The organism is Streptomyces sp. NPDC002577, assembly GCF_053594815.1.
Genome location: NZ_JBSFWK010000069.1, coordinates 26,768 through 37,094 on the forward strand (window position 1 = coordinate 26,768; position 10,327 = coordinate 37,094).

Annotated in this window: 8 protein-coding genes and 4 pseudogenes; 4 read left to right on the forward strand and 8 right to left on the reverse strand. The window is 68.2% G+C overall.

Going from position 1 to position 10,327, the window contains the following annotated elements:
- Positions 1-365 precede the first annotated feature (365 nt).
- Complete coding sequence (locus ACWD4J_RS41675; protein ID WP_451400767.1) at positions 366-1,658, reverse strand: APC family permease; 1,293 nt, start codon at positions 1,656-1,658, stop codon at positions 366-368.
- The gene (locus tag ACWD4J_RS41680; protein ID WP_451400768.1) at positions 1,655-2,155 is read right to left on the reverse strand and encodes a hypothetical protein; all 501 of its coding nucleotides are present in this window, start codon (positions 2,153-2,155) and stop codon (positions 1,655-1,657) included. Before ACWD4J_RS41680 ends, ACWD4J_RS41675 begins: the two co-directional genes overlap by 4 nt.
- Positions 2,156-2,262: 107 nt before the next feature.
- Here ACWD4J_RS41680 and ACWD4J_RS41685 point away from each other — a divergent pair, with 107 nt between their 5' ends.
- Positions 2,263-3,252 (forward strand): helix-turn-helix transcriptional regulator, encoded by a 990-nt coding sequence (locus ACWD4J_RS41685; protein ID WP_451400769.1) that lies wholly within the window; start codon positions 2,263-2,265, stop codon positions 3,250-3,252.
- Positions 3,253-3,413: 161 nt separating this feature from the next.
- Here the strand turns inward: ACWD4J_RS41685 and ACWD4J_RS41690 are convergent.
- From ACWD4J_RS41690 to ACWD4J_RS41705, 4 genes and pseudogenes are all read right to left on the reverse strand, one after another.
- Positions 3,414-3,657 (reverse strand): annotated as a pseudogene (locus ACWD4J_RS41690) (Tn3 family transposase); the annotation flags it as partial.
- A gap of 510 nt (positions 3,658-4,167) precedes the next feature.
- Positions 4,168-4,713, reverse strand: a pseudogene (locus ACWD4J_RS41695) (helix-turn-helix domain-containing protein); the annotation flags it as partial.
- Positions 4,714-4,748: 35 nt separating this feature from the next.
- The gene (locus ACWD4J_RS41700; protein WP_451400770.1) at positions 4,749-5,081 is read right to left on the reverse strand and encodes a glyoxalase superfamily protein; all 333 of its coding nucleotides are present in this window, start codon (positions 5,079-5,081) and stop codon (positions 4,749-4,751) included.
- Positions 5,082-5,151: 70 nt separating this feature from the next.
- Positions 5,152-6,066: pseudogene (locus tag ACWD4J_RS41705) on the reverse strand (IS982 family transposase).
- Positions 6,067-6,136: 70 nt separating this feature from the next.
- On the opposite strand from ACWD4J_RS41705, the gene ACWD4J_RS41710 reads away from it, so the two are divergent.
- A complete protein-coding gene (locus tag ACWD4J_RS41710; protein WP_340375664.1) occupies positions 6,137-6,526 on the forward strand; it encodes a hypothetical protein in 390 nt (129 codons plus the stop codon).
- Positions 6,527-6,639: 113 nt separating this feature from the next.
- On the opposite strand, the pseudogene ACWD4J_RS41715 reads toward ACWD4J_RS41710, so the two are convergent.
- Positions 6,640-6,840 (reverse strand): annotated as a pseudogene (locus tag ACWD4J_RS41715) (GFA family protein); the annotation flags it as partial.
- 155 nt (positions 6,841-6,995) lie between these two features.
- Here ACWD4J_RS41715 and ACWD4J_RS41720 point away from each other — a divergent pair.
- Positions 6,996-7,427 (forward strand): site-specific integrase, encoded by a 432-nt coding sequence (locus ACWD4J_RS41720; RefSeq protein ID WP_451400771.1) that lies wholly within the window; start codon positions 6,996-6,998, stop codon positions 7,425-7,427.
- Between the two features lie 455 nt (positions 7,428-7,882).
- A complete protein-coding gene (locus tag ACWD4J_RS41725) occupies positions 7,883-9,193 on the forward strand; it encodes an ISL3 family transposase (protein ID WP_451400772.1) in 1,311 nt (436 codons plus the stop codon).
- Between the two features lie 134 nt (positions 9,194-9,327).
- On the opposite strand, the gene ACWD4J_RS41730 is transcribed toward ACWD4J_RS41725, so the two are convergent.
- A complete protein-coding gene (locus ACWD4J_RS41730; protein ID WP_451400773.1) occupies positions 9,328-10,092 on the reverse strand; it encodes a hypothetical protein in 765 nt (254 codons plus the stop codon).
- Between the last annotated feature and the right edge of the window lie 235 nt (positions 10,093-10,327).

Consider the following 10,327-nt stretch of genomic DNA (forward strand, 5'->3'; position numbering starts at 1 on the left):
CTGGATTCGCGGGTGTCCTGTGGTTCCTGTTCACCGCGGTCCTCGTCATCTCTGTAGCCGTGGGCGTGGGTGCCGCGGCGGTGCTGCTTCTGATGAAGCGCCGGTGGTAGGCCGAGGGCGACGACAGTGTGCTGCCGCGTACGGCCCCCGTTCCGGCCCGGATCTCGCCGATGCGCGCTGGGGGAGCGGAGGGGTGATGACGGATCCCGTTGCCGTCTTCCTGTTCATCGGGATCGTCGCCTGCTCCCTGCTGGCTGGCGCCGATTTCAGCGCGGGCTTCTGGGACGTGACAGCGGGCGGAGCCTGTGGTCGGGCTTCTCCCGGGTTCACCGCTATCACCACCTGCGGCAAGCCCGTCTGGCGGGTCAGGATGTGGGCGAGCCTGTTCCACGGCGCCATCGTAGGTACCACAGGGCGCTCGCTGTGACGATCAGCGGCCAGAACAGGTACCAGCCCGTCATGACGAGGAGCACCGCGACCGCGATAAGCGCGAAAAGTGCGCAGCGATGGGGCAGGGCGCCACGGGGAAGGAGGCGCAGGGCGGCGGCGGTGCCCAGGGCGTACACGGTCACGAACGACCCGGTGGTGAGCAGGACGAGCGGCTGCGGGCCGACTGCGGCGACCGTAGTGACGGTGAGGGCGAGAGCCGACAGCCCCGATAGGACAGCCAGACTGCGGCGTGGCACCTCGCCGACGCTGCTGCCCTGACTGAGCCAGGCGGGCAGCGCGCCGTCCCGGCCGAGCGCCGCGCCCAGTTTCGCCGCGCCGGCGAAGTAGGCGTTCATCGTGCCGAGAGTGAGCACCAGGGCGGCGGCCGCGGCCAGCGCATGGACCGTTCCTCCGATGCCGAGGGCCAGCAGTTCGGCCAGTGGGGCGTCGGAGGTGCCGGCGGCCGGGCCGAGCACGAGCACGCTGGTGGCGGCGACGGCGAGGTAGAGCACGCCGACGACCGCGACCGCCAGGGCGGTGGCCCGGGGCAGGTCGCGCGCCGGACGGCGGAAGTCGGCTGCCAGGTGGGTGATGGCCTCCCAGCCTGCGAAGCTCCACACCAGCAGGGCCGCGGCCGAGCCGATCGCGGGCCAGCCGTGCGGCGCGAACGGATGCAGGTTCCGCACGTCGGCGTGCGGCAGCGCGGTGGCCACGGCGACCAGCAACAGCGCAACAAGAAGGACGGCGAGCACGAGTTGCATACGGCCGGTGACGGCCAGGCCAAAGCCGTTGGCCACCGCGACGAGGATCAGTAGCACCGCCGCCGTGACCACCACCATGCGACGGCCGCCGCCCACCGCGGTCGCGACGTACGCTCCGGCGAACATGCCCGCTGCCGGAGCACCGGCGGGTACGGCGAGATAGAAGCACCAGCCGACCACCGCCGCCGCCCGCGCGCCGAAGGCATGCCGGACGTAGGTGGAGACACCGCCGCCGTCCGGGTAGCGGGCGCCCAGCGCGGCGAACGTGGCCGCAAGGGGCACCGACAGCAGGACCAGTCCGAGCCAGGCCAGCAGCGAGGCCGGCCCGGCCGCCCGCGCCGCCAGTGCGGGCAGGGCGATCACACCGGTGCCGAGGACAGCGCCTATGTACAGTGCGGCCCCCTGCCAGACGGTCAGTCTCCCGACCGGCTGAGCCGAGAGTTCCTGCGCGGCCGGCGCCCTGGTCATGCGGAACCCTCCCCGGTCCGGCGGAAGGCCATGGTCCAGTTGGTTTCCCAGCCCCGCCCGCCGTCGGTCGAGAACGCCTGCTCCCAGTGGGCCGATACCGAGGTGATCCGCGACCAGATGAAGCGGCACAGGACCGGGGTGCCTTCGTGGGTGTCTTCGCTGTAGAACTCGCCGTGTCCGTCGTCGTGGAACCGGCCGACGACCGGCGGTTGCAGCAGCCCGGTCCGGCTGTTCACCCAGTTCAGTGACCACTGCGCGCGAACGGGGTCGAACAAGCGGAGCGTCAGGCCGCTGAAGCCTTTGGTCGGGAAGCTGATCTCGTCGAGGTTGGCGGCTCCATCGAACAGAGTGCTGTGACACACCGCTGTGCCCGGAAACTCGTCCCACTCTGTGCTGTTGGTCAGCGGTGCGAGGAGCCGACGGTTCGTCACGTCCCAGGTGCCTACCAGGAAGTCGAAATCACCGATACCCGGTTGGCCGGGGGATGGAGTGCTCATCTGCAGGTGTCCTTTGCTCTGTCCCGTGGGTTGGGCTTACGCCCAGCCGGAAAGCTAGATCGCCTTCCCTGACATCCCATGTCAGTGGACTACGGCAGACTTTCCTCATGCGCGCGAGCAGACTGCTGTCCGTCCTGTTGCTGCTTCAGACCCGCGGCCGGCTGACCGCACAGCAGCTGGCCGACGAACTGGAGGTCTCCGTCCGCACCGTGTACCGGGACATGGAGTCGCTCGCTGCCGCCGGCGTCCCCCTTTATGGCGATCCCGGCCACGACGGTGGCTACCGGCTGGTCGACGGCTACCGCACCCGGCTGACCGGACTGACCAGCGAGGAGGCGGAGGCTCTCTCCCTGGCCGGATTGCCCGGACCGGCCGCGGACCTCGGGCTCGGCACCGTCCTCGCCGCCGCCCAGCTCAAACTGAAGGCAGCGCTGCCCGACGAACTACGCGACCGGACCGGCGAGATACGGCAGCGCTTCCACCTGGACACCTCCGGCTGGTACGCCGAAACAGATCCCACCCCGCACCTGGCCGCCGTGACCGATGCCGTGTGGCGGCAGCACCGCATCCGCATCCGCTACCGGCGGTGGAAGGCACCACAGGAGGTGACCCGGACGCTGGAACCCTACGGTCTGGTGCTCAAATCCGGCCGCTGGTACCTGGTGGCGGCCAGACCGGAACAGGTCCGCACCTACCGCATCTCCCAGATCCTCCGGATCCAGGTACTGCAGGACCGCTTCGAGCGGCCCCCGGGCTTCGACCTGGCCGCGCACTGGCAGTCCTATCTGACCGACTTCGATGCCCGGCGCCACCAAGGCGACGCAGTGGTACGGCTCTCGCCACGGATCCTTCATCAGCTTCCGGACCTCATGGAATCGGCAGTGGCACGCGCCGCCCTGAACAGCGCTGGGCCACCGGGCCCCGACGGCCGCGTCCAGGTCGTCATCCCCACCGAGTCCGTCGATCACGCCGTTGGCATGCTGCTACGGCTCGGCTCGGAGGCCGAGGTCGTGGCGCCCACCGAATTGAGGGCCCGGATGGCGCAGACGATCGCCGCCCTGGCCGACACATACCGGCACCCGCCCACCGTGGTATGACACCCGTAAGGCACCCCCCCAGTGGGTCGATCTGCCAGCCTCATGGCTGCCGGACCGCCTGCTGCCGTTGGCAGCTCAATGCCGCACTGGCCGCACCGCCGGACGTTCCTCCTGGCCGTACCTCCAGGGGCCTCCCGTCCGGCGGTGGGGGACGGGGCCGGTCATTCCTCGTCGGTGGCCTCCGGGTCGCGCAGCGGGCGCAGGCCGCCGGGCAGGGTCAGGGAGCTGGAAGGAGTACCGGCCGAGCATGTTGATGTGGTGCCGTACGAACGGGGAGAGGCGGGCCACGTCCTCGCCGCGGACGTCGAAGCCGTCCGCGCGCAGCTGGTTCACCGCGGCGTCCGTGTACCGCGTCGTGAACAGCACCAGGGCGTTGAGGACCAGGCCGAGCGCGCCGAGCTGGTCGTTACCGCTGCACGAGGCCTCGCTGGCCGACGCCATGGCACGGCCCGCCGCCACGCCGCGGAACTGTCCCCGGCCCCCGCCACCGCAGGCCCTGACCCGGGACCGCTCGACACCGCGCCGACGGGCGAAGCTGGCCGCCACCCGCTTGGGCTTGGGACGACGTGGTACACACCTGCGGCAACCAGCGCCTGTCTCGCTCCACCGACTGCGTCGACACCTGGCTGCAGAAGACGGGCCAGGAGCGCGGCTGTGTCTTGGATCCGGGTACCCTGTGCCGCTCGCCAGCGACCAGGACCTGGACGCACCTCAGGCAGCACGCCTCGTCCCACCTCCGCGACGAAGTGGCGACCAGCGACCGTTGGCCCGTACGGAGGGTGTCTCGTCTCCCAGATGGCTGAGCGGTTCTCAGCGAAAGTTGACTGCCTGTTCTCTTCGACGGAAGCCAGCCGTCAGATCTGGCGGCCCCGGCGCTGCTGTGCAGGTCGGGGAGCGGCCCGGGCCTAGTGACGCGGGTATGACCTCGCCGTCGGCGATCGCGTAAAGGTGCTCGACCCGGGCTTTCTTGGCGGCGTATTCCGGGTCACGGGAGGTCTTCCAGGTCTTTGTGCGTTGAAACGAGACGCCCTCCTCGCGGAGCAGGGCTCGAAGGCCCTCGTGGCTGATGTCGTCGACCACCCCCTCGGCGAGCAGGAAGTCTGCCAGCTTGGCCAGACTCCAGGTCGAAAACGGCAGGCCGAGCTCGGCCGGCTTGGACTTGGCGATCTTCTTGATCTCCCGGCGTTCCGGGAGGGTGAACGTTCTGGGCCGGCCACCCTTGTACTTCGGGTAGAGCGAGTCGAAGCCGTCGGTGTTGAAGTTGTGGATCAGGTCCCGGACCCGGTCCGGGCTGGTGAATGTCACCTCGGCGATCATCGCCACAGGCATGCCCTGCGCGGATAACAGCACCATCTGTGCCCGCCGCCAGGTCACCACCGGCCCGCTGCCTCTGCGGATGATCCGCAGCAGACGCTGCCCCTCGTCGTCATCAATCTCGCGGACGCGTACTCGCTCAGCCACCAGCACAGCTTCCCTGCCGCACGCTGCCGGCGAAGTCATTCCGTCGGCGTGCCGATCCGAAGCCGGTTGCCGTCAGGGTCGCGCAGCTCAATCTCACGCGCCCACGGAGCCTCCTTCGCCTGCACACCGAACTCGGAGGCGAGGGCGTCGACATCACGAATGCGGAGGTAGACCAACGTGTCGGGGCGGGCGTCGCCCGTGTGCTCCGACAAGAACAACCGCACCCCGCCCCGGGCGACCTCGACGAATGCGGGAAGTCCCGGTTCGAAGCGGTGTTCCCACTGCTTGACGAAGCCCAGTCGCTCGTACCAAGCGACAGCCGCCGCAGCGTCCTCGACGCGAAGAATGGGAATGACTTCCTCGTCCATGGAGCCATCGTCGCAGACCGCCCAGGGCGAACGTTGCCTGATGCGGCACTAGATGATCTAGTCCAAGGGGTCAGTGATCGTAGGCGATCAGTGAGCGTAGGACGGTTTGTCCGGTGGCGTCGTTGTGCCAGATCGCGGCGGTCAGCGCGAGGATGCGTTGCATGACGCGGGCTATGACACCGCCGGGTGTGCGCCCTCAGTGCCGTTCGAGGTCAAGCTGTCCCTTGAAGGTCTCGTTGATCGATTCGATGACCTGTCGCAGCGGCTTGAACAGGGCTGCGCCAGGCCGTTCCCGTTCACCTTTACGGGCAGGCCGCAGCAACTGGACTCCATGCTCGGACAGTTCGCGTTCGAAACCACGGCCGAAGTAGTTCTTGTCGCCGATGAGAGTCTGTCGGGGGCGCTCTCGCAGAAGCTCGCATTCGGCTGCCAGGAGGTCAAGGAGGGTCTCGCGTTCGTCGGCCTTGGCCCCGGTCAGGGCGAAGGCGATGGGCAGGTACTGAAGGGTGCAGACCAGGTGCAGGCGCAGGCCCCAGAAGAAGCGGCTGTGGCTGGCGCAGTAGCCGTATTCGGCCCAACCTGCCAGGTCGGAGCGTTTGACGGTCTCGCGGGAGCGGCCGCATTCCACCGGGGTGGAGTCCACGACCCATACGTCGTCGCTCCACACCGAGGTGGTGGTGGCCAGGATCTGGTTGACGCTTCGCATCAGACCGGCGGCCTTGCGCAGCCGCTTGTTGTAGCCGGGCTGCTGGGGCAGGTAGGGAAAGAGGTGGCGCAGGTGGGCACGGGCATGGCGGAGCCATTTGGCCTCGGAGGTGTAGCCGAGTATGGCCTGCATCGTGGTGAGGGTGACCAGTTCGGCATCGCTCAGGCGGGGCGTAATGCCGACCGGCGGGCGCCACGGCGCCAGGTCGGGATGCTCCTTCAGCATGTCGTCGGTCGTCGCATAGAGTGCTGTCGCGAGGGTGTCCACGTCGTTCGTCACAAAACGATCTTGGACACCCTCGTTCTCGTCTCCGCAGGCACCCCTTGGACCACACCACAAGGAGGAACCAGTGTCATACCCGCGACTGCTCACCCCCGAGGAGAAGCTCGCCGACGCGAAGAAGCTGTTGAGCCTCCCGCGTATCGTCGTGATCTGCGGCTCCACCCGCTTCATGACCGAGATGAACGAGGCCGATCTGCGGGAGACCAAAGCCGGAAAGATTGTCGTCAAACCGGGCTGTGACATGAAGTCGCCGCACGAACTTTGGTCCGATCCTGTCGAGGCCGAGGCGCTGAAGGTTCGACTCGACGATCTGCACAGGGCGAAGATCCGGCTCGCTGATGAGGTGCTCGTAGTCGGCGACTACATCGGAGACAGCACCCGAGCCGAAATCGCCTACGCCCGGTCGCTGGGCAAGCCCGTGCGGTTCACGCACCCCGAAGTCGACCCTGACGCCTGACCGCCCGCTGCCACCTCGACAACCAGGGCCGGCAGCCCGCCGCCTGACCGTCTCGCGGTGGCTTCGGCCGCCGCCCACCACACCCTCCGCAGGCATCCCTTGGAATTGATCATCTAGTGAAGCCGGTCGGGGGCGAGGGGGAGGGTCATCCACGGCACGGCGGCTTCACGGAAGCTGTGCCCGACAGGCTCGATGCCGCTCTGCTCGGTAAGGCTGAAGGCGGTCACCATGATCATCTCCGAGCCGCCGGCGACGGAGACGAGGTGGGTCCCGCAGCGCGGGCAGAAGCCCCGGTGCGTGGTCGGGCCTGTTGACCGAACTAACTCATGAGTCTTCGCAGCTCAGAAGGGGTATCTGCTAGCTTCCCGACGTGCTTGAAGAGCAACGTCCCGGAAGGGATCTGAGGGACTTCGTCCTGCCCGAGTTAGGCCGGCTACTGGAGACGGGAGACTCCTGGGAGCCGTACAGGGTGCTGGATCCGGTCGAGAGACCGGTCGAGCCCACCGCGCTGTACCTCAAGGAGCTGATGGTGAGGGACAGTTCGCCGCTGACGCCGCGCTCGTACGGCATGGATCTGCTGCGCTGGTTCCGGTTCTTGTGGGTGCTCGGGATCGAGTGGGACCGTGCGACCCGCGAGGACGCCCGGGACTTCATGTTGTGGATGAAGGTGGCAGACAAGCCGGTACGCCTCCATTGGCGCCACCGAGGCAAGGCTCTCTCCGAGATCCCACCACCTCGCAGTGACGGGCCGGCGCCGGGGACACCGAATCCGGTGACTGGCAAGCCCACCGTCGGGACGAAGCACTCGCCGAGAACCCGTGCTCACTGCGAGACGGTGCTGCGGCAGTTCTACGACTCAGTTCGGGGCGCTGGCCCTGGTCTGCGCGGACAACCCCGGTGACTTGCTCGGCACCGGGGAGGCACAGGCCGAGGGAGAGTTGGACGCCATGGACCTGGGCAAGGTAAATCGAGCGTTGGCCGACCTCGGGTACTCGATCGTTCCCGAAGAGCTCATGGAGTGCGACTACGACGGGCCGAGCCGGCTGCCTGGGCACGTCCGCGGCCCAGCTGGTGGCATCGCTTCTTCGGCCCCTTCTGACGACTGTGCCGCGAGGGAAAGGTCGGTGCCGGAGAGGCACCCGTCGGTCACATCCGGCCGGTACTGGAGCTGCTTGGAGTCGGTGTCCCGGCCGCTGTTACTAACGGGGTCTTCGAACTTGAGCGGTGTGTCGTCCTGAGCGGCTGACTGGCTGTCACGTTGGGTGAGGGGCAGGGGTGGCCCCGGCAGCAGCACGCCCGCGGTCGTGAGTGATCATTTCTGTTCTCGACGCAGAACGATCACCAGGAACCACGGGCTTGGACAACGAAACGACGTTGCTGCTCGACCTTGACGGCCTGGCCGTCGTGCGGGTGGAGCGGCTGGAGGACGGCACTCGGCGGGTGCACCTGGCCACCGCCGATGAGCAGGCGCGGGACTGCCCCGCGTGCAGGGTGTTCGCCACGCGGGTGAAGGGCTGGGTGGTCACCCGGCCACGTGACCTGCCCTGCGGGGAGCGGGGGCTGGAGCTGGTATGGCGTAAACGCCGCTGGTACTGCACCCAACCGGGTTGTGCCCGCCGGTCGTTCACCGAGCAGGTTCGCCAGGTCCCGGCCGGTGCGAGGATCACCACCCGGCTGCGGCAGGCGGCCGGGAGGCGGGTGCGGGATGCCGGATCCACGGTCGTGCAGGCCGGCCGGGACCTGGGCCTGTCGTGGCCGACGGTGATGGACGCCTTCCGGCAGGTCGGGCAGGAGGTGATGACCGCCCCTCCCGGGCCGGTGACGGTGCTGGGGATCGACGAGACCCGCCGAGGTCGCATGCAGTGGCGCCAGGATCCGGGCACCGGCCGGTGGGAGCCGACGGCGGACCGCTGGCACACCGGCTTCGTGGACGCAACCGGGATCCAGGGCCTGCTGGGCCAGGTCGAAGGCCGCGCCCCCAGCGACGTGCTGGCCTGGCTGGCAACCACCCCCAAGCCCTGGCGTGAGCAGATCGCTTACGTCGCCATCGACATGTCCCCCGGCTACCGGGCCGCCGTGCGTACCGGACTGCCCCACGCCACCGTGGTAGTCGACCACTTCCACGTCGTCCAGCTGGCGAACAAGATGCTCAACCTGGTGCGCCGCCGCACCACCGCCACCCTGCGCGGCCGGCGCGGACGGGCCGGCGACCCGGAATGGAAGGCCCGGCGCAGCCTGCTGCGCAACCGCGAAGACCTCACCGACACCCAGTTCAGCACGATGTGGAACCAGCTCATCGGCACCGGCGACATCGGCATGACGCTGCTGACCGCGTGGATCGCCAAGGAGAAGCTGCGTGACCTGCTCGCACGCGCCCGCACCACTGACCGGCACCGAACCGGCCACCTGCGCTGGAAGTTCCTCACCTGGTGCGCCGACTGCGACATCCCCGAAGTCCGCACCCTCGCGCGCACCATCGACCGCTGGTGGCCCGAGATCCAAGCGTTCATCGCCACCGGCCACAGCAACGCCAAGAGCGAAGGCATCAACCGCGTGATCAAGCTGGCCGCGCGAGCCGCCCACGGCTTCCACAACTCCACCAACCAACGCCTATGCGCACGCCGCGTCACCACCTGTCGGGTCCGAGGCCACCTCCACCCCGCCTAAATTCGAAGACTCCGCAAACCTTGCCGCCGGGATTTGTCGTTCGAGGCCCGGCGGAAAGGTATGCGTTTGGGAATTGCTCCGGCGTTCGTCTCTATGTGCGGACGGAGTGCACCGTCGTGTCGCACGTATTGCGGCTAGATGTTTGATCCGCCGCCGGAGGTGTTGTTCCACCAGGCGCTGTAGGCGTTCAGCGAGTACCGCTTCTGCACGCCGCTGGTCGAGGTGATCTCGATGCCGAACTGCATCGTGTCGAAATTGGTGTTGCGCAGGAGGTTCTGCGACGCGGCCCATCGCCAGACCGCCGAGGCGTCGATGCTGCCGGTGTTGCTCTGCTGGGCGGGGATGAGCTGCAGGACGTTCCAGCCGGGATCGGCCTGCCAGACCGACGCGTACAGGACGCCGCCGATGGTCACGTTGGACGCGATCTGCCGTCCCCAGCCGCCTGCCGTCCCGGACCAGCTGGTGAAGACCATGATCTCGTCCTGGTTGCCGGTCGACCAGATGTCGCTCGTCCAGTTCCACCAGTCACTGCCGGAGACGGGAGCCGACGACGTGTTGTACCAGAAGCCCGCCGAGTTCAACTGCGACAGGGGCGTCTGGGGCCGGACCCCGGTGTTCGGGTAGGACTTGATCCCGCCGCCGGAGTGGTTGGCATCGACGTACCAGGACTTGATGCTGTTCACGGTCAGGCACTGCGTGCCGTGGTTTTGGCCCCAGACGTCGTTGTAGATCGTCCAGGTGCCCTGGGTGTACTGACCCCACTGGTCGCAGGTGGAGTAGACCTGGGCCTGCGCCGGAGACGCGATGCTCAGGAACCCGGCGATCACGGCGATTATCAGGGCCAGCCGACCGAACCCGGCCGACTTGTTGCTGATGGATTTAAGGGTTTGCCATCTCATGTGTCCCTCCAAGGACGGCGATGGGGTGTTCCGGACCCCCCCGGTCTGGTGGCGGACTCTGGCGCCGCGAGGTGTCGCTCGCCGGCGAGTCCGGGCTCGGGACGGCGCGACCCAGCCCCGTCCGAGGTGCTTGCGCGCTGGGCCCTGTCGTCAAATTCCCGCCTGCCTCGCGGTGTCTGGCACGCACGCTCGCCGCGTTGCCGAAACGCCCACGTGGCTCCGCCACGAGGGCGCT

Excerpts from the sequence above, each read along its gene's own strand:
- ACWD4J_RS41685 (WP_451400769.1), top strand. The coding sequence starts at position 2,263 with ATGCGCGCGAGCAGACTGCTGTCCGTCCTGTTGCTGCTTCAGACCCGC.
- ACWD4J_RS41700 (WP_451400770.1), bottom strand. The coding sequence starts at position 5,081 with ATGGACGAGGAAGTCATTCCCATTCTTCGCGTCGAGGACGCTGCGGCG.
- ACWD4J_RS41675 (WP_451400767.1), bottom strand. The coding sequence starts at position 1,658 with ATGACCAGGGCGCCGGCCGCGCAGGAACTCTCGGCTCAGCCGGTCGGG.
- ACWD4J_RS41730 (WP_451400773.1), bottom strand. The coding sequence starts at position 10,092 with ATGAGATGGCAAACCCTTAAATCCATCAGCAACAAGTCGGCCGGGTTC.
- ACWD4J_RS41680 (WP_451400768.1), bottom strand. The coding sequence starts at position 2,155 with ATGAGCACTCCATCCCCCGGCCAACCGGGTATCGGTGATTTCGACTTC.